This window comes from Dysgonomonas sp. HGC4 (assembly GCF_001261715.1).
Taxonomy (GTDB): Bacteria; Bacteroidota; Bacteroidia; order Bacteroidales; family Dysgonomonadaceae; genus Dysgonomonas_A.
Genome location: NZ_CVRU01000142.1, coordinates 15,950 through 41,210 on the forward strand (window position 1 = coordinate 15,950; position 25,261 = coordinate 41,210).

Below are 25,261 nucleotides of genomic sequence, written 5' to 3' on the forward strand. Positions count from 1 at the left end.
TACTCAAAATAGTATAAAATGGAAAAGGAAAAATATAAAATATTATTTGTTTGTTTAGGGAATATCTGTCGTTCTCCAGCGGGTGAAGGTATAATGAAACATATTATTTCAGAAAAAGGCCTAGAAGGTAAGTTGGAGGTAGATTCTGCCGGAACATCAGGTTATCACGATGGAGATTTGCCCGATCATCGCATGCGTCGTCATGGGGAACGTAGAGATTATGTGTTTGATTCGCTTTCACGAAAATTTACTGTAAACGATTTTGATGATTTTGATATCATTCTAGCAATGGATGATAGTAATTATAGTAATATAATGAGGCTTAGTCCCGATCTTGAATCGCAAAAAAAAGTACACCGAATGGTTGAGTTTTCTCAAAAACACGGTTACGATCATATCCCCGATCCTTATTACATGGGGGCTGATGGCTTCGAGTTGGTTTTGGATTTATTGGAAGACGCCTGTGATGGGTTAATGAAGCATATAGAAGAAAAAGTAATACTTTAAGTAATGGTAGGTATTTAGTAAGGTGCAATTTTACTACAACTGTCAATTGCATTTATACTTGCCAAAAATAAATAAACAGGTCTGTGACCTTAAGAACACTCGTAGGAAGAGTTGAGAAAGAGATAAAGATGAATAAGTCACTAAAAGGTATTTTGCTTGTTGCGATTGGAGCTTCAAGCTACGGAATTGTAGCTACGTTTATAAAAAAAGGGTTAGCAGATGGCTACACAACTGCTGAACTGACATTTGCACAGGCGCTGATTGGAGCGTCATGTATGATTTTGTTGAATTTGATATTTAATAGATTCTCTCCTTCAAGTGTTGCCGATCGCCCCCATCGTAAGGATATTGTAAGATTGTTACTTGGAGGTATTCCGTTGGGTTTAACAAGTACGTTTTATTACCTATCGTTGAGATATATACCCGTTTCGGTATGTATTGTAATGTTGATGCAGTCGGTATGGATAGGTGTAGTTGTAGATCTGGTGGTAAATAAAATTAAGCCGACTCCTATAAAGTTGGTTTCAATTGTTATTGTTTTGATTGGTACTGTTCTAGCAACAAATGTATTAAATGCAGAAGCCGATTTAGATTGGAGAGGTATTTTCTGGGGATTTCTGGCTGCGATTTCATATAGTCTCACATTTTTGGCTACGAATAATATAGCAACAGGCTATCGTCCGATGGTGCGTAGTATGTTTATGTTAATAGGTTCTTTGGTAGTTGTTTCGCTAGTCTGGGGGTATTCTCTGTTTGAGAAATTCGATCCGAGTGTGCTGTGGACTTGGGGGCTTATAATTGCTTTCTTCGGGACGATCCTTCCTCCTCTACTTTTTACAAAAGGAATGCCATTGGTTGGTGTCGGTCTTGGGGGTATTATAGCTTCTGTTGAATTACCTGTCTCGGTATCTATGGCTTATCTTTTTATTAACGAATCGGTCAACGTTTATCAGTGGATTGGGATTGTCTTAATTCTTTTTGCGATAGCATTAATGAACATTTCCTTTATCAAAATGTTGAAACCTAATTAAATGTTAAGTTTTTAGTCAATTACACTATCTTTGATAAAGAATTAATTAATTTCGCAACAGATTGAACAGCAGAATACACAAGATATGAAAGTGAAAATTATAAATAAATCGGCTCACTCACTGCCTGAATATGCAACAGAATATTCGGCAGGGCTTGATTTAAAAGCAAATATAGATGCCGATATAGTATTACAACCTCTCGAAAGAACGCTTGTTCCAACAGGCTTGTTTCTTGAGTTGCCCAAAGGATATGAAGCTCAAATACGTCCACGAAGTGGATTGGCTTTGAAACATGGGCTTACAGTCTTGAATTCGCCCGGAACAATTGATGCAGATTACAGAGGCGAGATACGTGTAATACTTGTAAATTTATCTAACGAACCTTTTACAATCCAGAATGGAGAGCGTATTTGTCAGATGGTTATTGCTGCTCATGCTACTATAGAGTGGGATGTTGTAGATGCCATAGACGAAACGGTTAGAGGAGCAGGCGGTTTTGGTCATACCGGAAAATGAAAATCAGCTAAACACTAAGCACATAACATATATGTCAAACTATAAATTCCCGATCTTATTTTTTATAGTATTTGTTTTAGGCATCAGTAATATATTTGCACAGAAAGCTAAGGGGGATGTAAAGCATCCGACTCTGAGCTTAGATGATCAACGTAAGTTTGATTATTATTTTTACAATGCCTTGAATGCTAAATCTATTGAGCAGTACGGTTCAACATACGATTTCTTGCAATACTGTATGAAGATAGATTCTACAAATGCCAATGTTTTATTTGAATTGGGTAATTTCTTTAACTCTATTCAGAATAAAGATCGGGCATATACGTATTACAAAAGAGCTGTTGGCTATGATGCAGATAATTTCTATTATAATATGGCTTTGGCAGCCTCCTCTGCTGAGAGGCAAGATTATAAAGATGCTGCTTTAATTTATCAAAAGCTGATCAATCAGAATCCGCTAAAAATAGAATTGTATATGTATCTGTCGGAGGTGTATCGCCTTGATGGGGATTTGTTGAACTCTATTCAGGCGTTGAACGATTTGGAGCGTACTATGGGTATGAATGAGAAAATCACTATCCAGAAGTTTAAACTCTATTCGGCTCTCAACGATAAGAAAAAGGCGTATGCTGAGGTTCAGAAGTATATAGACAAATACCCCGATGATATCAGATATTATATCTTGTTGGCAAACCTCTATTTACAGGATGGGAAAAATAAAGAGGCCTATGCTTCATTGAGTAAGGCTAAATCGATTGATCCCGAAGATCCTTATTTAATAACTTCTATGGCTAATTATTACCAAACGGTAAACGATCAGCCTAAAGCCGAAGCAGAACTTCGTGCAGCACTTTTTAGTGAGAAAACAGACATAGATACTAAAATTGGCATACTTAGCCAATATATTGGGATACTTCAACAGGGTCAACAAGATTTAGAACCTGCACATTTGCTTTTGGACTCTTTAATGGTGGAGCATCCACAAGAAGCAAAGTTCAACTTGCTGTATGGTAACTTGTTGATGTTACAAGACAAAAAGAAAGAAGCTAATTTCCAATATAGAGTTTATGCTGAATCTGACCCTACAAATCCTGTAGGTTGGGAGCAATTGTTACAATCGACAGATGTAGATAGTATAGATGCATTGATTGATGTTTGTAAGTCGGCAATCGTATATTTACCTGAAGAGCCTTTGTTCTATTTTTACCTTTCGGTAGGTCAATATCAGAAAAAGGAATTTAAAGAAGCTTTAAAGACTTTAGAGAATGGAATTGTTTTTGCAAAAGATAATCCTCGTTTATTGTCCGAGTTTTACGGACAGAAAGGGAGTATATATTATGAGCTGAAACAGCAGGATAGTGCTTTTGTTGAGTTCGATCAGGCATTGAAATACAATCCTCAGAATCTGGGAGTGCTTAATAATTACAGTTATTATCTGTCATTAGCTCATAAGGAGCTTGATAAAGCTGAAAATATGAGTAGCATTACTATTAAAGCTGAGCCTACTAATCCTACATACTTGGATACTTATGGCTGGATACTGTTTATGCAGGGAGCATATACTACTGCAAAAATATATCTGGAGAATGCTGTAAAGTATAGCGAAGAGAAAGAAAAAGAGGTTAGTGCAGAAGTATTAGAACATTATGGTGATGTTTTGTATATGATGGACGATAAAGAGAACGCTGTTGTGTATTGGGAAAAAGCCAAAGAAAAAGGCAGCGAATCGAAAACTTTGGATCAAAAGATTAAAGCAAAAACGTTTATTGCCCCTAATCCCGAAAAATGATGAATACAAGTAGCGTAAGAAATATTTATAAGCTGGTTTTATTCTTTTGTTTGGTAGCTGCGATTTCATCTTGTAAATCGTCGAAAACGATTGTAAGTAACGATGGTTCGGTAGTTTCTAAAACACACGACCAAGTTGTGAAAGACGTATTGTCTGCTGAAACTGACTATAAAACAATAAGCGGAAAGATTTCTTTGGAAATGATTTCGGGCTCGAAAACATCGGGGATGAAGGTCAATAGTCAACTTAAGATTGTAAGAGACGAAATTATTCAATTGTCGATACGTGCCCCATTTATCAATTCAGAAGTTTTCAGAGTGAGCATTACGCCCGACTCGGTGTATGTTATAGATCGCTTATCGAAGAAATATGCAGTCGAAAACATTAAAGATTTGGAGCAGGAACGTGGTATCCAATTCAATTATAATAATTTGCAAGCCTTATTTACAGATGCTTTATTTATTCCCGGAAAAAGCCGTGTAGTAGCAAGTGACTACAATACATACGATATTTCGATGAATGGAGGTAAATACCATCTGGAAACAAAAGATAAAACAGGATTATCGTATCGATTTGTTATCGATCCGAACGATAGAGTGTCAGCTACCCATATTACAGCTAAGGATGGAAAATATTCATTGCGATGGATGTATAGCGATTTTGTAAAAGAATCTGCATCTTTGTATCCTACTACGATGGAAGCGAATGTTGACATCAATAAGAAGAAAGTCAAATTAATTATGTCCAATTCAGGATTGGATTTTAATAAAGAGTTGACAGTAGATAATAGCCTGCCTTCTAAATATACTAAGGTTTCGGTCTTAGATATTCTGAAAAATTACATTAAGTAAGCTAAAATACTGTCATTAGATTGTTTAGTTATAACAAGCTTTTGGTGAGTGAGCTTACCTAAGCAACAAATAGGTCGGCGACCTTTAAGTGATAAGATGAGATCAGTACTTGTTGTATTTATATTATTTCTCTCGACTATAGTTGTCTTTCCCCAGTCAAATAAAATAAAAGACTTGGAGAATAAGAGGAAACTGGCTCTACGCGAAATAGAGAGTACAACCTTGTTACTGAATGAGACTAAAAAAAATACTTCCACATTACTAAGTAGAATCAATCTTTTGACTGAACAAATAAGTTCTCGTCAGCGATTGATTTCTTTGCTTAATCAAGAAGTTGCCGCTATTTCTGAGCAGCAAGCAATAACCGAAAAAGAGATCGTGATTCTTTCTGCCAATCTCAAAAATCAGCAAAAATCGTATGCCAGAGCAGTACAAGGTATTGTTTTGAGAAAACAAAGCGGTAATAAATTATTGTTTGTTTTATCGGGGAGTTCTTTGGCTGAATCGCTTCGCCGTATGAAGTATCTAAAAGATTATTCGGAATGGAGAGATAATCAGATTACTGACATCAAACAAAAGCAGAAGACTCTAGAGGAGAAAAAAGCGGCTCTTGAAAAATCGAAGGCCGAAAAGAATGCTTTGCTAGGTAATAGAGAGAAAGAACAAACTAATTTACAAAAGGAAGAAGAGGTTCATAAACAAGAGGTTTCGGATGCCAGTAAGAAGCAAAAGGAACTGCAAAGTATATTACAAACCAAACAGAAGCAAGCTAATAATCTGAACGCTCAGATTGAGAAGCTGATTGCACAGGAGGTTGAGCGACAAGAACGCGAAGCCAGACGTTTGGCAGAAGAACAAGCTCGTCGAGAAAAACTCAAAAGAGAAAGGGCAGAGCGAGCAGCAAAGGCTGAACGAGACAGACGTGAAGCTGCAAGAAATGCGAATAAGCCACCTGTAAAATCAGAGGAGCCAAAAGAAGAGGAAGTTGCTCCAAAGATAGAAAGAGAATCGCCAAGAGAGCGAGAAGAAGTTGCGATGGCTACACCTACGGTAACAGCTGAAAACTTCAAGCTTTCATCTAACTTTGCAGCCAATAAAGGACGCTTACCAATGCCCGTAACTGGTAGTTATAGTATTGTAGGACGTTTTGGTACGCAGCAGAACAGTAAATGGAGAGTAACTACCAATAGTAATGGTATAGATATACAAGCACGATCGGGAGCTCAAGCCCGTGCCGTTTTTGGAGGAGAAGTATCACGTGTGGTAGCATTCCCCGGATTTAATAACTGTATTATTATACGACATGGAGGGTATTATTCGTTCTACGGAAATATTCAGCAGATTTTTGTCAAGCAAGGACAAAAAATATCTGCTGGACAAGCTCTAGGGACGGTTTATACCGATTCGGATACAGGGAACTCTCAACTGCATTTTCAGTTGTGGCAAGGAACAACCAAATTGAATCCTGAGCCATGGCTTCAAAAATAAAAGTAAAAGAGCAAATCTTGGATCTACCAAAAGTGGAAGATTCAAGAGGCAATCTTTCTTTTATTGAAGAAGGCGGACAAATTCCGTTCAAAATAGCGCGTGTTTATTGGATATCCGATGTTCCTGCAGGACAGAAGAGAGGCAGCCATGCCTTTAAAACGCAGGAAGAAATAATAATTGCCCTTTCGGGAAGTTTTGATGTTGTTTTGAATGATGGCAAAGAAACGCGAACTTATCAACTCAATAGAGCCTATAAAGCATTGTATGTTCCTGCAAAAATGTGGCGCACATTAGAAAACTTTGCAACGAATTCGGTTTGCCTTGTAATTTCGTCCGGAGCTTATGATGAGGTTGAATATATTCGTAATTTCAAAAAGTTTAAGCAATTTCTAAAAATAGAAGAAGGTCAAACAGAGGCGAACTCTTTGGATTCTGAATCTATTCAAGAAAGTAAAACGATAGTCCAGGATAGTACCGTTTTGGGATGCTCTCAGATTGAATTGCCTACAATAAAAAGCAGGGCAGGAAATCTAACACCAATACATTGTTCCTTGGATATTCCTTTTGATGTGAAGCGTGTTTTCTTTGTATATGATATTCCTTATGGTAAAACCAGAGGGATGCACGCACACAAAAAGTGTCATCAATTTCTTTTGGCTGCCAGTGGTAGTTTTGACGTTGAGCTTGATGATGGAAAGAGTAAAAGATCGATAAGTGTAAACAGACCTACGCAAGGTATACATGTTCTGCCCGGAATATGGTCTAAAGAATATAATTATTCATCAGGAGCTATTTGTCTGGTACTGGCTTCTGAGGCTTATACTGAAGAAGATTATATACGCAAGTATAGCGATTTTAAAAAGATGTATGGGAATTAAGGTCACAAACCCCAATAATAACTCTAACGATTGATATTTGATGTTACTTAGAATAGAAAAATATAATACTGAATATAAGTCCGTTTGGGATGACTTTGTGTCTTCTTCCCGAAACGGAACTTTTTTGTTTTATCGGGATTATATGGAGTATCATTCTGATCGTTTCACAGATTACTCATTAATGTTTTTTGAGAAAGATAAACTTGTAGCATTGTTGCCTGCAAATATTCAAGAGAATGTATTTTATTCTCATCAGGGACTAACTTATGGTGGTTTGGTTCTGTCATGTAATACAAAGACTTCTCAAACTATTGAAATACTGGGTAGAGGTATTGAATATCTTCAACAATGCGGAGTAAATAAAATTATATATAAATCGATTCCCTATATGTACCATTGTCATCCATCACAAGATGATTTGTATGCTCTCTTTCGAAGTAATGCGACATTGCTGTCAAGGACTATATCTTCAACGATTGATCTCTCTGATAGGCTTGATTATGCCGAATTAAGAAAGAGACAAATAAAAAAGGCAGATAAGCTGAATCTTACAGTTTGTGAATCTGAATCCTTTGCTGAGTTTTGGACTGTTTTGGAACAGAATCTAAAAGAGAACCATCAGGCAGTAGCTACTCATTCATTATCCGAAATAGAATATCTTAGAGATAAGTTTCGTGAAAATATCCGATTGTTTTGCATCTTAAAAGATGATAAGATAGTAGCCGGATGTGTAATATTTGAAACCGATACGGTAGCTCACACTCAGTATATATCTGCTTCGGAAGAAGGTAAAGAGAATGGTGCACTAGATTTTCTATTCGATCACTTGATAAATAACGTTTTCGATAAAAAGAGGTATTTCGACTTCGGTACCTCTACGGAGGATAACGGACATTTCCTCAACGAAGGGTTAATATCCCAAAAAGAAGGCTTTGGAGCCAGAGGTGTCGTGTATGATACCTACCAAATAGAACTAACCAAATAAAAAGTGTTTAATGATATGTTTTAGAATCATAGCAGAGTTGTTGTGTTTCATGAAACGATAAAAAAGGTCTGAGACCTTAACTACAAAAAATGAATTTTAATTCCTTATTTAGAAGAAAAGATATTAGTAACGGAGGACATGTTGGAGAGATTCAGAATCATGGACTTAAAAGAATATTGGGAGTAAAAGACCTTACACTTTTTGGTGTTGCGGCAATAATTGGTGCAGGTATTTTCAGTACTATCGGTCGTGCCGCCTTTCATGGAGGGCCTGCCGTTTCGTTACTGTTTGTGTTTGTAGCCATAGCATGTGTTTTTACAGCTTTGTGTTATGCACAGTTTGCCTCTATGATTTCTACCAGTGGTAGTGCTTATACTTATACATATGCTACATTGGGCGAGATTTTTGCTTGGGCAATAGGTTGGGCTCTTATTCTCGAATATTCAGTATCCAATATGGTTATTGCTATTTCTTGGTCGGGATATTTCACGACAATGCTCGAAGGATTTGGAATACATTTTCCGCATTACCTGTCTATTGGTTATCTAAATGCTTACGAGTCATATCAGAAGGTAATGGCTGGTTTGCCTGATCTGCCAACCAATGTGTTGCAATCGGCTGAAATATACCGTAATGCTCCCGAAATTTTTGGATATAAGATATTGATAAACTTACCCGCTGGAGGTATTATTATACTGCTTACTTCATTAGTCTTTGTTGGGATTAAAGAATCTAAAACGGTAAATAATCTATTAGTTTATCTAAAAGTCGGAATTATTTTATTCGTAATTCTAGCCGGATTCTTTTTTGTAAAACCTGCAAACTGGTCGCCATTTGCTCCCAATGGAGTAGGCGGAGTATTAGGTGGGGTTGCTGCTGTCTTTTTCTCATTTGTGGGATTCGACTCAGTTTCTACTACTGCCGAAGAATGTAAGAACCCACAACGCGATATGCCTCGTGCTATGCTTTACTGTTTGGCAATATGTACAGTGTTGTACATTGCGATTACGCTAGTCCTGACAGGTATGGTAAGCTATAAAGAATTAGGTGTAGATGATCCTTTGGCCTATGTTTTTCAACTGGTCAATATGGATTTTATTGCAGGTGTAATATCTGTAAGTGCAGTAATAGCTATAACGAGTGCGATATTAGTATTTCAGATTGGACAACCGCGTATTTGGATGACGATGAGTCGCGATGGTTTGTTGTGGCCTAAGTTTGGAAAAATTCATAAAAAGTTCAAAACTCCTGCTTTTGCAACTATTATTGCAGGGATATTGGTGAGCGTACCTTCGTTCTTTCTGGATATGCAATTTGTCGTAGACCTTACAAGTGTAGGTACATTCTTTGCTTTTATCCTTGTTTGTTCAGGAGTTTTATATCTCGACTATAAAGGATACAGCAAGAAAGCTAAGTTTAAAGTGCCTTATGTGAATGGAAAATATATAGTGTCGATTCTCTTCCTTGTAGCTTTCGCTCTTTTTATATTGAAGTTAGACTATAAGACTATTCTAGAAGAAAAACCATTATTGATTGTTTTTTGGATAGCATGGGTTGGACTTTCTGTTGCAGCCTATAAATTTAGATTTTCTTTGTTGCCAACATTGGGTATCCTTACTAATTTGTATCTTATGACCGAATTAGGATGGTCAAATTGGTTGATGTTTTTAATGTGGTTAGCTATTGGTTTGACTATCTATTTCCTATATGGATATAAAAAGAGTAAATTAGCCACCATTATTAAGAGATAAAAAGGTCTGTGACTTTAAAAGGTATAAGCGTATGATTCCCTTTCTTGACCTCAAAAAAGTAAATGAAATATATCAGTCCGAGATTGAGCAAGCCGTTTTGCGTGTTGTTCGGTCGGGTTGGTATATACTTGGTGAAGAAGTAAAACAATTTGAGAACTCTTTTGCAGAGCATTGTCAGGCAGAATATTGTATAGGAGTTGGCAATGGTTTAGAGGCTATTAAATTAATTTTGTATGCTTATAAAGAACTTGGATTAATGAGTGATGGCGATGAGGTAATAGTGCCTGCCAACACATATATTGCTACAATATTAGCTATAACCGAAAGTGGATTGACTCCAATATTGGTAGAGCCTGACATCAAAACGTATAATCTTGATCCAAAAAAGATCGAAGAGAAAATAACATCAAGAACTAAAGCGATTTTGCCCGTTCATCTCTATGGATTATGTTGTCCTATGGATGAGATTAATAAAATGGCTCAAAAATACAATCTGAAAGTAATTGACGATGCTGCTCAAGCTCATGGAGCAGTGTATAACGGACTTCCGATAGGAGGGGTGTGTGATGCCACTGCTTTTAGCTTTTACCCCACTAAAAATCTGGGAGCATTGGGTGATGCAGGAGCTATCACTACAAATGATAAACAATTGGCAGAAGTTATCAGAGCATTAGCTAATTATGGAACAGAGGCTAAGTATATAAATAAATACAAAGGTTTTAATTCTCGTTTGGACGAAATGCAAGCAGCTATACTAGCTGTAAGATTAAAATACTTGAAAGACGATACAATATACAGACAAGAGCTAGCCTCAAAATATTTAAATGAAATAGTAAACAATCATATTGTACTGCCTTTTGTTAGCATTATTGAAGAGCATGCCTTCCATATGTTTGTTATACGTTGCCAAAAGAGAAACGAACTACAAAAATATCTATTAGAGCAGGGTATCCAAACACAGGTTCATTATCCTATACCACCCCATAAACAAGAAGCTTATAAAGAGTGGAATAATCTTTCGTTTCCTATAACAGAAAGAATCCATGATGAGGTATTAAGCTTGCCCTTAAATACAGCTTTAACTTTTTCTGAAATAACTGAGATAGTTGATGTCGTGAATAAATTTTAATTATTCGTAAAAATAAGCTGTGCGATTGTAAGGTTGTAACTCGTAACTGTACTCATATTGGCACAAGGAACCAGCAAATTTTGGAGCTTAATAATGTATAACTACAGATATGTTCTGCTTATTTTATGGTTAAGAAATGTGTTGTGTTCGAAAAAAGCTATACATTTGGCTATTTTTAACGAATAAGGTCACAGACCTATTTATTGTCAATCGAAAGATAAGAACGACTGATGATTGTAATTGAGAAATGTGGCACTAAATTCTAATTTTTACTTAACTTATGAGTAGCAATAAAAGGCATAAAGTACCTTTCGGACCGATAGGTATAATTATGGCAATCGGAGTAGTGTTTGGCGATATAGGAACGTCCCCACTATATGTGATGAAATCTGTATTGGAGGCACTTCCCGACAATCAACTCTCTCGTCCCGAATATATTATTGGAGCGGTTTCTTGTGTAATCTGGACTTTAACTATCCAAACTACACTTAAATACGTAATTCTTACTTTAAGAGCCGATAATAAAGGTGAGGGGGGAATCTTAGCTCTGTATGCACTCATCCGACAGAAATATCGTTGGGCTTATGTGGTTGCTGCCTTAGGTGCAGCTACTTTATTGGCTGATGGTGTAATTACTCCTGCAATGACTGTTATAACCTCCATGGAGGGTTTGAATAATATAGTTCCCGAAGTTCCTATTGTACCCGCTACTCTGCTTATTGTTATGGGTATATTCCTCATACAACCTCTGGGTACAAGCTCGTTGGGTAAGTATTTTGGTACGGCTATGTTAGCTTGGTTTGTTATGATTGGGGTTATGGGGCTCAGTCAATTCGTTTTAGATTTAAGTGTGATAAAAGCGTTTAATCCTCTTTATGCTATTCGATTTCTGATAGAAGCACCTCATACGATGTTTATACTAGGTGCGGTTTTCCTTTGTACGACAGGAGCCGAAGCCTTATATTCCGATCTGGGACATTGTGGACTTAAGAATATTCGTATTTCTTGGGTTTTCGTTAAAATAACTCTGATACTTAACTATTTGGGGCAAGCTGCATGGATTATCGATAACCCATCTCTTGTACAACATGGTATCAATCCTTTCTTTAGCATGATGCCTTCATGGTTTAGCTTCATTGGTGTGGCTATGGCTACCGTTGCCTCTATTATTGCCAGTCAGGCTCTTATTAGTGGCTCATTTACGGTAATAAGCGAGGCTATCTCTCTGAATCTATGGCCTAATGTGAAGATAAAATACCCTACGCATATCAAAGGACAGATGTATATTCCGTCTGTTAACTTTACGATGATGATATTTTGTGCTATCATTATTATGATGTTCCAATCTTCGTCGCGACTAGAAGCGGCTTACGGGCTGGCTATTACTTTGAGTATGTTGATGACTACCATGTTACTCTACTTGTATTTTAAAGAAACGAAGAAGCCTATTTGGTTTAGTGTTCCTGTTTCGTTATTCTTCTTCATTATAGAGTTTAGTTTCTTTGTTGCCAATATGCAAAAATTCGCACATGGAGGTTTTGCATCTATCCTTATAGCCGGAATTATTTTCTTTATGATGTATTCGTGGTTCAATGGTCGTCGGATCAAACGCCACTATACAACTTACGATCAGATAAATGAGCCTTATTTAGCTCATATTCAAGAAATAAGTGAGGATACTACAATTCCTAAGACTGCAACTAATCTAGTATATATCACCAAAGCCAATAACAAACATGCTTTGGAGAGTAAAATTACCTATTCGTTATTTAAGAAATTTCCCAAAAGGGCAGATACATATTGGTTTGTCCGTATTAAAAGAACAGATGCTCCTTATGAGTTTGATTATGAGGTTAAGACTTTTGTTCCCGGTAAAATATTCAGAATCGACCTAAGGGTTGGTTTTAAAGTTGGGGTACATGCAGATAAATATGTTCGTTTGATATGCTACAATATGGAACGGGATAAAAAAGTCGATTTATCGTCTCGTTACCCCTCTATGCATAAAGCAAAAGGCGATTTTTCTTTTATTGTAGTAGATCGTATCTTCCGTAATATTGAACTTGAACCACGCCAACGAATAACATTAGCTTGGTATAATCTGATTAAGAGATTTAGTACATCTGATACTCAAATGCTCGATCTTGACCCTTCGTTTGCGGTTGTAGAAACTGTTCCGTTAGTGAATGTGCATCATAAAGATGATATTCTGGACAGATTGATAAGTCAATCGGATCAGGCGGAGCAAGATCAAGAGGCTTAGTCCTTTTTATTACGAAGGATAGCAATGTAATCTGAGGTCTTAAATACTTAAGCCATTTAATAGTTTGTAATAATATTCTATTGCTTCCCTTATTTCATCGGGTTTAATGTATTCGTCCGCAGTATGTGAGCGAGCCGAATCTCCCGGACCCATTTTTACAGATGGAAACGACATTAAAGCTTGATCCGATAGTGTAGGAGATCCATAAGGTTCTCTGCCCATTACTATTGCCCGTTGAACAAAAGGATTTTCAATTGCAATTTTGGAAGAATTGAGACGATATGAACGGGGTGTAACTTCACACTCTGTATGCTTATTGATAATATGGAATAATTCTTCGTTGCTATAACATTCGTTACTGCGTACATCTACAACAAACGAACACTTGTCGGGAACAACATTATGCTGTGTACCTGCATTAACCATTGTTACAGACATTTTTACTGGACCAAGTAAATCGCTAACGTTTGGAAATTCGAAAGTGCGGAACCATTCTATATCTTTCATTGCTTTATAGATGGCATTTACACCCTCATTACGAGCAGCGTGTCCCGATTCTCCTGTTGCTACGCAATCTAATACCATCAAGCCCTTTTCTGCTATGGCAGGATGCATTCCAGTTGGTTCTCCTACAATGGCAAAATAGGGAGTAGGTAATTCTTTTAAAGCCGATTCTACACCTTCTTTACCCGATACTTCCTCTTCACAAGAGGCCAGAAATATAAGATTATAGTCTTGGGCTTTTTGTGTCAATAGAAAAAATGTATGCATAAGGCTAACTAAACTAGCTCCGGCATCATTACTTCCTAGTCCGTATAATCGATCGTTTTCCTCTAGCGCTCCAAAAGGATCTTTGTTCCATCCTGAAACAGGTTTTACTGTGTCAATGTGGGAATTTAATAATATGGTTGGTTTCGTTTCCGAAAAATCGGGAGACTTTATCCATATATTATTCCCTTTTCGTTGAGGTGTGAAGCCCATATCCCGAATGTATGATTCGATCATGTCGGCTACTTCGTTCTCTTGTCTGCTATATGAGGGGATGCGGATCATATTTTTTAATAGATCTACTGCATCATAAAATAATTCGTCAATATCTTTTTCCATAACAAAAACAAAGATAAAATATTGACTTGAATATGCGAGATGGAACAAACGAAATAAAGAAGTATAGGAGAAATTTATCTATCAAAAAGACAAAAAGAATATCTTTGTGCTTATTCTTAACAAACAAATACAAAACTAAAAAATCATCTTATGAAAGTTTACTTCTTAACACTAATCACTTTAGTGTCTTTTTCTTTGGTGTCATGTAATGATGATCACAATGATAATGGACAATCTGATATTATTTATCTGCCTGGAAAAATTATTAATAAATCGTTGGAAGAAGGCAATGAAGGGAGTGTAGCCCTTTATTTTCGTTATGATAAGGAAAATAGAGTGACTTATATAATTCAGTCAATGAATGAAGCTCCTGCTGAAAAAGGTGATACACTTAGTCTCGTATATGATACTCAAGGACGTTTATCTTCTGTTGTGACTCCGTTTGATACTACCCAGTTTACGTATAGTGTCAATAAAGTATTTTGTGTGCAAAATAATGCTGACACTTATTATAGAGATACATTAGAGTTGGAAAGTAATGGTGAACTTCTGAAATTATACAGTGCAGAATACCTTTATACTTATGAGTATGACTCGAAAGGAAACTTAATGCAATATATTGGAAAAGATATGCTTGGGGGGCAGACTTCTGTGACAACATTAAGGTACGATGATAAGAATGGCTTATTTAAGAATATAAAAACACCATCTTGGTATTTTATAAAAGGGCAAGGGTTTCCGTTATGTTTTGTGAATAATACTCTGCAAGAATTGCATGCAGATGGAAGTGCTGACATATTTACTTGTAAATACAATGATGTAGACTATCCGATAAGTGTAGAAGTGGATGGCGAAAATAAGTTTCTCTTGACTGTTGAATATATTACAGTGAAAAAATAGGAAGAAGCTAAGGGCATCTCATTTTAAAAGCGCGGCACTTTATAGAGTCGTGCTTTTTTTGTAATTTTATACTTGGTCTAAATCTGATATAATTAAACATAAGAGATGGTTACTATTACAATTGAGGAGAGGGAATTTATTGAACGCACCATAAAAGAGTGTAAAGAGTGTTTTGCAGGAATGATAGATACCGATGGTTTACCCTATGTTATTCCAATGAATTTTGGATACAAAGATGATGTTGTCTATTTGCATTCAGGACCCGAAGGTACTGCCGTTCGTTCGCTCGAGAATAATCCGAATATCTGTATTACATTTTGTACACCTTCTGAAATCACACATCAACATGAAGAAGTTGCTTGTAGCTACCGTGTACAAGGAAGCAGTGTTATCTGCCGAGGTAAAGTAACTTTTGTAGAAGATTTTGATGAGAAGGTGGAGATTCTTGACATCTTGATGGAACAATATACAGACCGACCTTTTAAATATTCAGATCCAGCTGTTCGAAATGTAAAGATCTGGAAAATCCCTGTTGATAAAATGACCGGAAAAGTATTTGGTGTGCCTTATAGGGAATCTCATCATTATAAAAAAGATTAGAACATGAAAAAAATAGGATTGTTGTCGGATACCCATAGTTATTGGGATGAAAAATATAAGCATCATTTTGCAGATTGTGATGAGGTATGGCATGCCGGTGATATAGGCTCGTTCGATTTGACTTTGAAGTTCGAAGCTTTCAAACCTTTTAGGGCAGTATACGGAAATACAGATGGTGCTGATATAAGAGCTGCATACCCTGAATTTTTAAGGTTTACTCTTGAAGGGGTAGATGTCCTTATGACTCATATCGGTGGTTATCCCGGAAGGTACGATCCTAGGGTACGTACTATTTTACAGACCGATCCACCGAAGTTATTTATCTGCGGACATTCGCATATTCTGAAAGTAATGTACGATAAAAAATACAATTGTTTGGATATAAATCCCGGTGCTGCCGGCAAGTACGGCTTTCATAAAGTACGGACTTTGTTGAGGTTTGTGCTTGATGAAGGAAATATCAAAGACTTAGAAGTAATAGAGCTCTCGAATTGAGAGCTCTTCTTTTGTAATGTGGGATGCTAAATATTATAGCAATATTTTATACTACCAAAGCAATTAAAATATCTACAGTCTTATTTTTTGTGCTTAGAATGTCTTCTGTCGTCAAAAGTAGATATAAACAGAAATACACTGCATGCTGATGTTATTAATATAAAAGGCATATAGAGTGAGGGCGATGTTAGAGCCTCACTTCCGTAAGTGAAATATACTCCAATACCAAGTATGGCTATCAAGGAGTACATTACTCCAAGTATAGACAATATATTTCCGAAACCCGAACGTGTCTTCGACGCTTGCTGTTTCGATAAAGCTTTTTCTGTTTCAATCTGTTGCATAATTCTGAATTTCAGATTGTCACTTGCTTCAAGCCTTGTTCCGGATAGTAAATCACGGAATTGGCTATCTTCTATGTTATTTTTAATATCCTTTTCCATATTATAAATGTACTATTTTTTTATGTCCAATAAGGTCATGACTTTAAACTTTTTCATAATGCATCATTGTTCCTATAATATCAGCAAATCGCTTTCGTGCCCGATGTAGTTTTACTTTAATATTCGATTCACCCAATCCCGTTATCAGAACTATATCTTTAATGGAGTTCTCTTCCAAATAATATAGAGTGAGTAATAGACTCTCGTCTTTAGGCATCTTTTCTAAAGTTTCGTTGATAACGGCCTTTCTTTCTTGTTCGTCTATCCTCTCTAATGTATCCCATTCGGAGAAAGAACTTTCGGTATCCATATGTTGGTAGTCAACATATTCGGTGTTGAAGCCCGAACTGCTTATGTGGGTTAGGGCAGTATTGTATACTATTCGGTAAAACCATGTCGAGAATTTGCTGTCGGTTCTGAATGTATGCAAGTTATGAAAAGCTTTTACATAAGCATTCTGCACGATATCTTCGGCATCCTGCTTATTTCCGCAGATACGAAAGGCTATGGTTATTGCCATATCCTGATAGGTATCTACAAAATAGGCAAAGGCGGACGTATCCCCCTTTAAAACCTGTTTTATTTGTAGCTTTTCATCCATTAGTTTTATTCCTCTAAATCTTTATCTTTAGTCACAAGGTAGAATAAGACATAGGCTAGTCCAAGAAACAGAAGCACGCAAGCTGCCATGGTGTAACCTTCTTGTAAGGCAAGGAATGTTTCTGCTATATTTCCTATAATCAAACCTAGAGCGATACCAATGCATAGGAATCCATTTCTCAAAGACCTGTATCTGTTTGGAGTAGGTTTCGATTTAGGTGGAGGTACGATGCCTTGTTTGATCAACTCCAGATTTTCTTTGCTTCTTGTTCGTAATGCTACAAGTCCGAGATACATTCCAAATCCTATAGGAAGAGCAACTGCTGATAGAATTGCTATAATTGGTATTAAACCATCTTCTATAAAGTCCATAATTATTGGTTGTTTTAGTTGTTATTAATTTGTTTTCATGAATATGACTAGACGAACTTTGAAATGGTTACAAATTTGGATGATTTTTATTTTTTTCTCCCCATTCGTTCATTTGATCCAATATGTTTCTTAAGGATAATCCACATTCACTTAATTGATATTCAACGTGTGGATACTTTATTGAATATACTGTTTTTGTAATAAGTCCATCAGATTCTAGTTCCTTGAGTTGTGCAATAAACATACGCTCTGTTATACCCGGAATTTTTCTTTTCAATTCTCCATATCTCATGCTGCCATTATCTAGAAGTACGGCAAGTATACTTATTTTCCATCTTCCGCCAATTAGGGATAATGTGAAAAACATTCCGCAATTTTCATTCAGATAGTTTTTATTGATAGAATTAGTAGAGTTTTCTTTTTTCATTTTACGGTGTGTAGTACCTACAATTTTGTAGGTAATTGATTAGCGCTAAGTAATGCAATACATTTGTAAAAAAAAAGAATATGGAAAAATTAATTAGTGTTTTACATTGGAGTGCTTACGTTTATTATATCTATATATTTGGATATGCCAGTCTTTACAAAGTTTTTCAAAAAAAGACAATGATGGATAGTATGTTATCTCTCGGATTCAATAAACCTTTTACAATAATAATAGGTGTAGCCGAATTAATTGGGGTTATATTGTTATTAGTGGGCTTTTGGCATCATGGGGTGAGAAATATAGGAGTTTTGTTTTTGACTCCCTTCGCAATTGGTGCACTGACTGCACATTTTGCTCATCAAGAGTATAATCATTATTATAATGCTTTGATATGTTGTGTTCTATCAGGTTTTCTACTGCTTACAGATAAGCACTTTCAGATTACAGTTTGATCTTGATTTTCAGATTATCTGTATAGCGATTATTTGAATATAAATAAATGAGGCATCAGAAATAACTTCTGATGCCTCATTTTGATTCTTAAAAGTGCGAGAAAGCGATTATCCTTTAATAACTAAGCAGATACTATCTTCTAATGCTGTAACTGAATGAATAACACCCGCAGGAATTGGAGTTTCTTCATATTGAGATAGCATTACCATTTTATCTCCTTCTTTATATACTACTTTGCCTTCTAATACTACCAGTTTGGCAGGAATATCGGTTTTGTGATCATCTAGAATCATATTCTTGATAAAGCCAATAGCTATTACTTTGAAATTTGTTCCGCTTTGCAACACTTTTGCAATAGGGCGTTTGGCAGACTCTAGGTCTTTTAGTATTTGTTTTATAGTCATGTCTTTATTTTTTTATAATATAAGTTTCTATTTTGTTATTCTCATTTTTGCTCCAGCAAACATATCCCTTGGTTTGTAAAATATCGATGATGGGAGTAGGTACAAATGGTGTTATCAATTTCAATATCTGCTCTGTTTGTAATGATTGAGCTTTATCAATAATTTGTTTCATGGGGCTTTTGCCTTCGTTTATAATAGGACAGACGTCGAATACCTCAACAATCATATTCTCATTCACCCATTCTGGTTTAGGAGTAAAATTATCGGATTGAGTAATATCTATATTAGCTGGGCATAGATTTACTCCTTTCCTCAAGGTGGAAATCATTTCTCCCGGATTGAGCCCTGCAATCTCAGATATTTGCTTTAATGTTGCGACCCTTGCAATTGTTTTTCTGAGAATTGGATTCTTGAGCTTAGCAAAGGAGGGTGATAATTCTAATAATATTTCTTCTAATTGAGGATAATGATCGAGCATTTCCGCAACTTTTGTCTGAAGATTTATATCCAGTGGCTTTTCCATATTACTTCGACGTATAAGAAAGTAACCTTTGTTCTCCTTCCAGTTTACGATATTCGGTAAGATCCTGAGTACATTCTATAACTCCTAGATATTCTCCTTCTTCGTTTCTCATTGCAATATATTCGATGTATATGAAACGACCTTTAAAATTAATCCAGAATGCAGCGTTGGTTTCTTTACCACTTTTGAAATCACTTAATATCTGTTCAACTATATGAACACTATGTGGAGGATGGCACAATTGTACACTTCGTCCTATGATGGCTCTGTTTCTGTCAAAAATACGGTGAGGTCCTAATGAGAAGAATTTAACCTTGTCATCTTTATCCACAAATGTAAGATCCAGTGGTAAGATATTAAATAGAGCAGTTAGTTCTTCTACCGAGAAACTTCCAGTTGGTAGTTGCATACTTCCGTTACCCGAATAAGTAACCTTACTTATTTCGATATTCTCGGGAGTCCATTTGTCCGTAGGGTCATAAAGACAGAATCCGAACTCAGTCGTCTGTTGATATACTTGATACCACTCCTCATCGGTCAGTGTATCCATAGACATGGGTAGAAGTATCTCTTCTTCCTTCATAATCATACCTTCTATGGCAGATAATGCAGGCTCTAACGTATAGGCTATGGCGGTGCATAAATCGGCAACAGACAGACCTTCGGGTATACTTAATATTTCGTGAGTTGCTTTGAGTAGAGTACGTGTTTCATCATGTTTACCCCACATTACTTTGGGAGGACCTGTTATGTCGTGCTTTTCTAGAAAAGGAAATAGCAAGTATTCTTTTCTGAGGTAATGTTTGTCAACATCCGATAAAGCGTTGAAGCATCCTTTCAACTCAATCAGATAGCTTTTTATCTCCTCTTCTTTTAAATTGGGGGCTTTTATAAATGACTCTCTGGTTTGAGCTATTACTTTTGCCAGCTCTTGATTTTCTTTATTAAATGTATCAACAGGATGACCTGCCGGAACGGGGCGTGCTGCCGATTGGTCGATATGACCATCCAAGACGGCTGTATGTATATCGCAAAGTTTGAGTACCTCTTCAGTTGGTAATCCTTCATTTATAAGTTCTTGTTCTACTTGTACCACATCGTCGTAAGGAATGCTTCGAAGTAGTTCTTCAAGTCTTTTTCGTACAATATCAGGAGCTTCTCCTTTGTGTAATTGAAGAATTAGGTGTTTTAGAAGTTCTCTCTTTTTTTCTGAATTATTTATAAGTTCGCTCATGGCTCAATTGTATTTGTTATTTGAATGTATACAAAGCTAATACTATTGTTATCCAGAAATTTGTATCAAATGTTACAGCCTATGTTTTTACTTCGAGAAGCTACTTCTTATTATAGGTTGTTATGTGCCTTTTCTTTTTAGATGTTAGATACTTTTTTTTAGAAAGTATGGAATAATAACTCTTTTTAGTGAATAAATACAGATAAGTTTTATAAATTGCATGGTATTAAGTTCACTGAACGATTCATTATAAGAAGACCGAACTAAGATCAACTAAAACACGAAATACTATGTTACCCCCAAATTACGAACAGCTAGTAGGCGAGTTGTCGAAAAAGATCGACCCCAAACGTCTGATAACAAATCCTCTTCAACTTTTGGCATATGGCACCGATGCAAGTTTTTACAGGCTTATTCCTAAACTTGTAGTACAGGTACATTCCGAAGAAGAGGCGGTAGAGGTAATCCGTCAAACAGGTAGACTCAATATTCCGGTAACATACCGGGCAGCAGGTACCAGCCTTTCGGGGCAGGCAATTACCGATTCGGTATTAATGGTAGCAACGCATCAGTGGAAGAAGTATTCTATTCTTGATGATGGCTTGAAAATAAGGCTTCAACCGGGTATTACCGGTTCGAGAGCTAATATATTTCTCGTTCCATACGGTCGTAAGATAGGACCCGATCCTGCTTCTATAAATGCAGCTATGATTGGAGGTATTGCTTCTAACAATGCTAGTGGTATGTGTTGCGGAACATCGCAAAACTCATATAAAACAATAGCTGATATTCGCATCGTACTGTATGACGGAACGATACTGGATACAGCTGATAATGAAAGTAAACAAGCTTTCATCCAGAAACATCCTGAGATCATCAGAGAAATAGAACAATTGAGAGATGATATAAAAGCGGACAGCGTTTTAGATGAAAGAATAAAACGAAAGTTTAAAATTAAAAATACAACTGGCTATAGTATAAATGCTTTAGTCGACTTCGAAGATCCATTTGAGATAATCAAGCATTTGATGATTGGAGCAGAAGGTACTCTAGCCTTTATATCCGATCTTACCTATCATACGGTAGTAGATGAGAAATACAAGGCTTGTACTTTGATGATTTTCGATACTATTGAGAAAGCATGCGAAGCAACTCCTTTATTAAAAGAAAGCCCTGTTTCTGCTGTCGAACTATTAGATAGAGATTCTATCCGTTCGGTAGAAAACGATCCCGACGCACCTGCTTATTTCAAGGAATTACCCGAAACTACTTGTGTATTATTAGTAGAGATTCAAGCAAATACAAAGGAAGAAATGGATCAGAAGGAAGCTGCAATTCGTCAAGCGGTTGCTCCTATTCCTACCTATCAACCCTATGTATTCACATCCGATCCTAAGGAATATAATTTCAATTGGAAAGCACGTAAAGGATTACTTTCTTCTGTGGGAGGTTTAAGAAAAACAGGAACAACTTGCCTTATCGAAGATGTGGCTTTTCCCGTACCTCGTTTAGCAGAAGCTTGTATTGCTATAAAAGACCTTTTCAAGCGATTAGAATATACAGACGCAGTTCTGTTTGGTCATGCCTTAGAAGGTAACTTACACCTTGTTTTCTCTCAGGACTTCTCTACACCTGTTGAGGTGGAACGATATGCTAAACTGATGGACGACTTGTCGGATATTGTAGTGAATCAGTTCGATGGTTCATTAAAAGCAGAGCATGGAACGGGTCGTAATATGGCTCCGTTTGTAGAAAAAGAGTGGGGAGAAGCAGCTTACAAGATAATGCTGCGCATCAAGAATATATTCGACCCTAAGAAGTTGATTAATCCGGGAGTTATTATAAACCAGAATCCTAAGATTCACTTAGAGAACCTTAAACCTCTTCCCGAAACTCATGAATTGGTTGACAAATGTATGGAGTGTGGTTTCTGTGAGCCGAATTGTGTTTCGGAAGGATTGACCCTTTCGCCACGTCAACGAATTGTGATTGCTCGTGAGATATCGCGATTGAAAGCCGCAGGAGAAGATCCTGATAGATTGAAGAAGATGTTGCACGATGCACAATACTTCTCGAACGAAACTTGTGCCACCGATGGACTTTGTGCATTGGCTTGTCCGGTGAAGATAGATACGGGTAAATTTATCAAAGATTTACGCCATCGTGAGGCTAGCGAAACAGCCATAGATTTAGCTGAATATATTGGCGATCATATGCCGGGTATTACTAATATAGGTAGGGTCGGTCTTAATACCGTGAGCTTCTTCCAAACAATATTGGGTGATAGCTTGATGGGAGGAATTGCCGGAAGTATGCGTTATTTGACCGGAAATTCTATTCCGAAGTGGAATAAATATATGCCTAAAGGAGCACGTAAGATCAAGCATACAATAGCAAATCCAGGGCAAGAAAATAAGGTCGTTTATTTCCCCTCTTGTATTAACCGTACGATGGGTAAATCTAAGGACTACAAGAAAGAAGATGTTGAATTGACTCGTAAGACAGAAGAACTACTTCAACGTGCAGGCTTTACAATCATCTACCCTGAAGGACTTAATGCTCTTTGTTGTGGTATGGCATTTAGCAGTAAAGGGTTGAAGGAGGAAGGATCACGCAAGTCTCAGGAGTTAGAGGATGCTTTGTACAAAGCTTCCGAGGGAGGAAAGTATCCTGTTCTATTTGATATGAGTCCTTGCTTTTATACCTTCCACGAAGCATACACCAATAAAGATATCAAGATATATGACCCCATAGAGTTTATGCTTGATTTTGTTATGCCAAAGCTTCCTGTTAAGAACCCTCGTGAAGTGGTCAGTGTATTTCCTGTTTGCTCGGTTAAGAAAATCGGCATGGAGCAGAACTTATATAAGTTAGCAAAAATGTGTTCTAACAAAGTTGCCATGGTAGAAAGTAATTGCTGTGGTTTTGCTGGAGATCGAGGATTCACATATCCTGAGCTGAACAAACATGGTCAAAGGCATTTGGCAGAACAAATTCCTGCGGGTTGTAAAGATGGATTTTCAACTAGTCGTACTTGCGAGATCGGAATGACAGAGTATAGTGATGTAAACTTCAAATCGATATTTTATTTGATTGATGAGGTGACAAGGTAAAACTAGTATACACATTTCTCTCATATTGATAACAACTAATACACAAGAGGTAATACTTTTGCGTATTAGTTGTTTCTTTTTATTGCATTATATATTTATTATCAATGGGTTATTACCTTATTTTTCTTGTGTTATGTTCTTTTATCACTAAAATTTACTGATGTATTTCTGTCCTCTCAAAAGAAGCTTATCCCTTAAATAACTTGTAATAATATGAAATGAGTAATGTCGAATTTCGTGGATGCCAAATCTTGAATTATGAAATTTTTTATAAAAAGAGATTGGTATTCCCATTTTTATATAATTCGGGTAAATTGGGTTAAATCTTTAACAATGATTCTTTTTTTAACAGTATTGGTTTGTTAAAACTTCTCTTAGATTTGCAGCGTTAAAATCACTAAACCTAGATTTATGAAAACGTTTACACTACTAGCTATCTCGGGAATCAGTCTGTGCGCAGCTCCCGTAGTTAAGGCACAAAAGGCTGAATCACCATGGACATTCGGTGTCAAGGCAGGTATTAATGCATCAACCTTCAATGTTGATACTCATAGTACTCCAGGTAATACAGATGGGACTATTGGGTTTAATGGAGGAGTGACCGTGGAGTACGCTTTGCGTAAGGGCTTCTTTTTGAGCTCCGGTCTCGAATTTACGACTAAAGGAGCTGATAACCGGGTCTTTAATTATCCCGCTTATTACCTTTCAGAGGAGGGTGAAAGCTTCCTGACAACTGGCTTTTCGAAAGATTCGCGAAGGTTTAAGTACCTTCAAGTGCCACTGACAATAGGATATAAAATTCCTGTTTCTAAAGATGTGAATGTAACTTTTAATGCTGGAGCTTATTTTGCTTATGGTATCGATGCTAAAGGTACATATGAAACATGGACGAAGACTTTGAATACAGATGGAACAACTAATACTTCTTATGAGAAGACTAAAGATTCCAAATCTGGCGATACTGATTATGGATTGATAGGAGGCCTTGGTATTGAGTATAAGAAATTTTCACTTAATGCCAATTATGAGTTGGGTTTACGTGAACTATCTACAGGAAAAAATAGTTATACTGGTGGAGATTTTTCAACTTGGAAGAATAGAAATGCAGTATTCTCTATCGGGTATAAGTTTTAAATAAATTGTTTTAGCTTTTTATCGAAGTTGCATCTAGTCAGATGCAACTTTTTTATTTAAACGACTTGTCTTGTTATTTCATCTTTTCAATGTTATTTATGTGTTTGAAATATCTATATCGCCTTTTTCTGATAGAAATACTATGAGATTTGCCACTTATTGCTAACTTTAGGAGCTAAATAAACCGAATCTATTTTCTGAGAAGATGAAAAACATTTCTAAATATCTGCATATTAGAGTAATATCCGCATAAGATTATTTAAAAATG

The 25,261-nt window shown here is 36.5% G+C and carries 25 protein-coding genes; 17 read left to right on the plus strand and 8 right to left on the minus strand.

Annotated elements, in window-relative coordinates:
- Positions 1-18: 18 nt before the first annotated feature.
- From HGC4_RS13615 to HGC4_RS13665, 11 genes are all read left to right on the plus strand, one after another.
- A complete protein-coding gene (locus HGC4_RS13615; RefSeq protein ID WP_050710688.1) occupies positions 19-507 on the plus strand; it encodes a low molecular weight protein-tyrosine-phosphatase in 489 nt (162 codons plus the stop codon).
- Positions 508-635: 128 nt separating this feature from the next.
- Positions 636-1,538, plus strand: coding sequence for an EamA family transporter (locus HGC4_RS13620; RefSeq protein WP_050710689.1), 903 nt, complete (start codon positions 636-638; stop codon positions 1,536-1,538).
- 84 nt (positions 1,539-1,622) lie between these two features.
- Positions 1,623-2,054 carry a dUTP diphosphatase gene (dut, locus tag HGC4_RS13625; RefSeq protein ID WP_050710690.1) on the plus strand — a complete coding sequence of 144 codons (432 nt, stop codon included), beginning with the start codon at positions 1,623-1,625 and terminating at the stop codon, positions 2,052-2,054.
- Between the two features lie 31 nt (positions 2,055-2,085).
- Positions 2,086-3,843 carry a tetratricopeptide repeat protein gene (locus HGC4_RS13630; protein WP_050710691.1) on the plus strand — a complete coding sequence of 586 codons (1,758 nt, stop codon included), beginning with the start codon at positions 2,086-2,088 and terminating at the stop codon, positions 3,841-3,843.
- Complete coding sequence (locus tag HGC4_RS13635; protein ID WP_082204183.1) at positions 3,840-4,694, plus strand: lipoprotein insertase outer membrane protein LolB1; 855 nt, start codon at positions 3,840-3,842, stop codon at positions 4,692-4,694. The genes HGC4_RS13630 and HGC4_RS13635 overlap by 4 nt, the downstream gene beginning before the upstream one ends.
- Before the next feature lie 96 nt (positions 4,695-4,790).
- Positions 4,791-6,182, plus strand: a complete 1,392-nt coding sequence (locus HGC4_RS13640; RefSeq protein ID WP_050710693.1) for a murein hydrolase activator EnvC family protein — start codon at positions 4,791-4,793, stop codon at positions 6,180-6,182.
- Positions 6,167-7,060: a WxcM-like domain-containing protein gene (locus HGC4_RS13645; RefSeq protein ID WP_242047193.1), complete on the plus strand. Its 894-nt coding sequence runs from the start codon at positions 6,167-6,169 to the stop codon at positions 7,058-7,060. Before HGC4_RS13640 ends, HGC4_RS13645 begins: the two co-directional genes overlap by 16 nt.
- 40 nt (positions 7,061-7,100) lie before the next feature.
- A complete protein-coding gene (locus tag HGC4_RS13650) occupies positions 7,101-8,045 on the plus strand; it encodes a GNAT family N-acetyltransferase (protein WP_050710694.1) in 945 nt (314 codons plus the stop codon).
- An 89-nt stretch (positions 8,046-8,134) separates the two neighbouring features.
- The gene (locus HGC4_RS13655; protein ID WP_050710695.1) at positions 8,135-9,796 is read left to right on the plus strand and encodes an amino acid permease; all 1,662 of its coding nucleotides are present in this window, start codon (positions 8,135-8,137) and stop codon (positions 9,794-9,796) included.
- 31 nt (positions 9,797-9,827) lie between these two features.
- The gene (locus tag HGC4_RS13660; protein WP_050710696.1) at positions 9,828-10,925 is read left to right on the plus strand and encodes a DegT/DnrJ/EryC1/StrS family aminotransferase; all 1,098 of its coding nucleotides are present in this window, start codon (positions 9,828-9,830) and stop codon (positions 10,923-10,925) included.
- A 280-nt stretch (positions 10,926-11,205) separates the two neighbouring features.
- The gene (locus HGC4_RS13665; protein WP_050710697.1) at positions 11,206-13,188 is read left to right on the plus strand and encodes a KUP/HAK/KT family potassium transporter; all 1,983 of its coding nucleotides are present in this window, start codon (positions 11,206-11,208) and stop codon (positions 13,186-13,188) included.
- A gap of 39 nt (positions 13,189-13,227) precedes the next feature.
- Here the strand turns inward: HGC4_RS13665 and HGC4_RS13670 are convergent, their stop codons facing one another.
- A complete protein-coding gene (locus HGC4_RS13670) occupies positions 13,228-14,295 on the minus strand; it encodes a M20 family metallo-hydrolase (RefSeq protein ID WP_050710698.1) in 1,068 nt (355 codons plus the stop codon).
- A gap of 150 nt (positions 14,296-14,445) precedes the next feature.
- Between HGC4_RS13670 and HGC4_RS13675 the strand changes: the two genes are divergently transcribed.
- From HGC4_RS13675 to HGC4_RS13685, 3 genes are all read left to right on the plus strand, one after another.
- A complete protein-coding gene (locus tag HGC4_RS13675; RefSeq protein ID WP_050710699.1) occupies positions 14,446-15,195 on the plus strand; it encodes a hypothetical protein in 750 nt (249 codons plus the stop codon).
- Between the two features lie 105 nt (positions 15,196-15,300).
- Positions 15,301-15,795 carry a pyridoxamine 5'-phosphate oxidase family protein gene (locus HGC4_RS13680; protein WP_050710700.1) on the plus strand — a complete coding sequence of 165 codons (495 nt, stop codon included), beginning with the start codon at positions 15,301-15,303 and terminating at the stop codon, positions 15,793-15,795.
- Between the two features lie 3 nt (positions 15,796-15,798).
- Positions 15,799-16,290 carry a metallophosphoesterase family protein gene (locus tag HGC4_RS13685; RefSeq protein WP_050710701.1) on the plus strand — a complete coding sequence of 164 codons (492 nt, stop codon included), beginning with the start codon at positions 15,799-15,801 and terminating at the stop codon, positions 16,288-16,290.
- A gap of 80 nt (positions 16,291-16,370) precedes the next feature.
- On the opposite strand, the gene HGC4_RS13690 is transcribed toward HGC4_RS13685, so the two are convergent.
- From HGC4_RS13690 to HGC4_RS13705, 4 genes are all read right to left on the minus strand, one after another.
- Entirely contained in the window at positions 16,371-16,733 is a 363-nt protein-coding gene (locus HGC4_RS13690; protein WP_050710702.1) for a hypothetical protein, read from the minus strand.
- Positions 16,734-16,776: 43 nt separating this feature from the next.
- Positions 16,777-17,334 (minus strand): RNA polymerase sigma factor, encoded by a 558-nt coding sequence (locus tag HGC4_RS13695; RefSeq protein WP_050710703.1) that lies wholly within the window; start codon positions 17,332-17,334, stop codon positions 16,777-16,779.
- 5 nt (positions 17,335-17,339) lie between these two features.
- Entirely contained in the window at positions 17,340-17,705 is a 366-nt protein-coding gene (locus HGC4_RS13700) for a DUF6249 domain-containing protein (RefSeq protein WP_199327783.1), read from the minus strand.
- A gap of 67 nt (positions 17,706-17,772) precedes the next feature.
- The gene (locus HGC4_RS13705; RefSeq protein WP_050710704.1) at positions 17,773-18,132 is read right to left on the minus strand and encodes a winged helix-turn-helix transcriptional regulator; all 360 of its coding nucleotides are present in this window, start codon (positions 18,130-18,132) and stop codon (positions 17,773-17,775) included.
- 80 nt (positions 18,133-18,212) lie between these two features.
- On the opposite strand from HGC4_RS13705, the gene HGC4_RS13710 reads away from it, so the two are divergent.
- The gene (locus HGC4_RS13710) at positions 18,213-18,584 is read left to right on the plus strand and encodes a DoxX family protein (RefSeq protein ID WP_050710705.1); all 372 of its coding nucleotides are present in this window, start codon (positions 18,213-18,215) and stop codon (positions 18,582-18,584) included.
- 108 nt (positions 18,585-18,692) lie between these two features.
- Here HGC4_RS13710 and HGC4_RS13715 read toward each other — a convergent pair whose 3' ends face one another.
- The 3 genes from HGC4_RS13715 to HGC4_RS13725 are packed head-to-tail and all read right to left on the minus strand — an operon-like array spanning position 18,693 to position 20,746.
- On the minus strand, positions 18,693-18,989 hold the full coding sequence (locus tag HGC4_RS13715) for a cupin domain-containing protein (RefSeq protein ID WP_050710706.1): 297 nt from the start codon (positions 18,987-18,989) through the stop codon (positions 18,693-18,695).
- Positions 18,990-18,993: 4 nt separating this feature from the next.
- Positions 18,994-19,512, minus strand: coding sequence for a DUF1858 domain-containing protein (locus HGC4_RS13720; protein ID WP_050710707.1), 519 nt, complete (start codon positions 19,510-19,512; stop codon positions 18,994-18,996).
- 1 nt (position 19,513) lies between these two features.
- The gene (locus HGC4_RS13725; protein WP_050710708.1) at positions 19,514-20,746 is read right to left on the minus strand and encodes a DUF438 domain-containing protein; all 1,233 of its coding nucleotides are present in this window, start codon (positions 20,744-20,746) and stop codon (positions 19,514-19,516) included.
- A gap of 290 nt (positions 20,747-21,036) precedes the next feature.
- On the opposite strand from HGC4_RS13725, the gene HGC4_RS13730 reads away from it, so the two are divergent.
- Both HGC4_RS13730 and HGC4_RS13735 read left to right on the plus strand, forming a co-directional pair.
- Positions 21,037-23,859 (plus strand): FAD-binding and (Fe-S)-binding domain-containing protein, encoded by a 2,823-nt coding sequence (locus tag HGC4_RS13730; RefSeq protein WP_050710709.1) that lies wholly within the window; start codon positions 21,037-21,039, stop codon positions 23,857-23,859.
- A 411-nt stretch (positions 23,860-24,270) separates the two neighbouring features.
- The gene (locus HGC4_RS13735) at positions 24,271-24,993 is read left to right on the plus strand and encodes a porin family protein (RefSeq protein ID WP_050710710.1); all 723 of its coding nucleotides are present in this window, start codon (positions 24,271-24,273) and stop codon (positions 24,991-24,993) included.
- Positions 24,994-25,261 lie beyond the last annotated feature (268 nt).

Bases quoted from the DNA above. Each gene is read 5' to 3' on its own strand.
- HGC4_RS13615 (WP_050710688.1), top strand. From the start codon at position 19: ATGGAAAAGGAAAAATATAAAATATTATTTGTTTGTTTAGGGAATATC.
- HGC4_RS13620 (WP_050710689.1), top strand. From the start codon at position 636: ATGAATAAGTCACTAAAAGGTATTTTGCTTGTTGCGATTGGAGCTTCA.
- dut (WP_050710690.1), top strand. From the start codon at position 1,623: ATGAAAGTGAAAATTATAAATAAATCGGCTCACTCACTGCCTGAATAT.
- HGC4_RS13630 (WP_050710691.1), top strand. From the start codon at position 2,086: ATGTCAAACTATAAATTCCCGATCTTATTTTTTATAGTATTTGTTTTA.
- HGC4_RS13635 (WP_082204183.1), top strand. From the start codon at position 3,840: ATGATGAATACAAGTAGCGTAAGAAATATTTATAAGCTGGTTTTATTC.
- HGC4_RS13640 (WP_050710693.1), top strand. From the start codon at position 4,791: ATGAGATCAGTACTTGTTGTATTTATATTATTTCTCTCGACTATAGTT.
- HGC4_RS13645 (WP_242047193.1), top strand. From the start codon at position 6,167: ATGGCTTCAAAAATAAAAGTAAAAGAGCAAATCTTGGATCTACCAAAA.
- HGC4_RS13650 (WP_050710694.1), top strand. From the start codon at position 7,101: ATGTTACTTAGAATAGAAAAATATAATACTGAATATAAGTCCGTTTGG.
- HGC4_RS13655 (WP_050710695.1), top strand. From the start codon at position 8,135: ATGAATTTTAATTCCTTATTTAGAAGAAAAGATATTAGTAACGGAGGA.
- HGC4_RS13660 (WP_050710696.1), top strand. From the start codon at position 9,828: ATGATTCCCTTTCTTGACCTCAAAAAAGTAAATGAAATATATCAGTCC.
- HGC4_RS13665 (WP_050710697.1), top strand. From the start codon at position 11,206: ATGAGTAGCAATAAAAGGCATAAAGTACCTTTCGGACCGATAGGTATA.
- HGC4_RS13670 (WP_050710698.1), bottom strand. From the start codon at position 14,295: ATGGAAAAAGATATTGACGAATTATTTTATGATGCAGTAGATCTATTA.
- HGC4_RS13675 (WP_050710699.1), top strand. From the start codon at position 14,446: ATGAAAGTTTACTTCTTAACACTAATCACTTTAGTGTCTTTTTCTTTG.
- HGC4_RS13680 (WP_050710700.1), top strand. From the start codon at position 15,301: ATGGTTACTATTACAATTGAGGAGAGGGAATTTATTGAACGCACCATA.
- HGC4_RS13685 (WP_050710701.1), top strand. From the start codon at position 15,799: ATGAAAAAAATAGGATTGTTGTCGGATACCCATAGTTATTGGGATGAA.
- HGC4_RS13690 (WP_050710702.1), bottom strand. From the start codon at position 16,733: ATGGAAAAGGATATTAAAAATAACATAGAAGATAGCCAATTCCGTGAT.
- HGC4_RS13695 (WP_050710703.1), bottom strand. From the start codon at position 17,334: ATGGATGAAAAGCTACAAATAAAACAGGTTTTAAAGGGGGATACGTCC.
- HGC4_RS13700 (WP_199327783.1), bottom strand. From the start codon at position 17,705: ATGGACTTTATAGAAGATGGTTTAATACCAATTATAGCAATTCTATCA.
- HGC4_RS13705 (WP_050710704.1), bottom strand. From the start codon at position 18,132: ATGAAAAAAGAAAACTCTACTAATTCTATCAATAAAAACTATCTGAAT.
- HGC4_RS13710 (WP_050710705.1), top strand. From the start codon at position 18,213: ATGGAAAAATTAATTAGTGTTTTACATTGGAGTGCTTACGTTTATTAT.
- HGC4_RS13715 (WP_050710706.1), bottom strand. From the start codon at position 18,989: ATGACTATAAAACAAATACTAAAAGACCTAGAGTCTGCCAAACGCCCT.
- HGC4_RS13720 (WP_050710707.1), bottom strand. From the start codon at position 19,512: ATGGAAAAGCCACTGGATATAAATCTTCAGACAAAAGTTGCGGAAATG.
- HGC4_RS13725 (WP_050710708.1), bottom strand. From the start codon at position 20,746: ATGAGCGAACTTATAAATAATTCAGAAAAAAAGAGAGAACTTCTAAAA.
- HGC4_RS13730 (WP_050710709.1), top strand. From the start codon at position 21,037: ATGTTACCCCCAAATTACGAACAGCTAGTAGGCGAGTTGTCGAAAAAG.
- HGC4_RS13735 (WP_050710710.1), top strand. From the start codon at position 24,271: ATGAAAACGTTTACACTACTAGCTATCTCGGGAATCAGTCTGTGCGCA.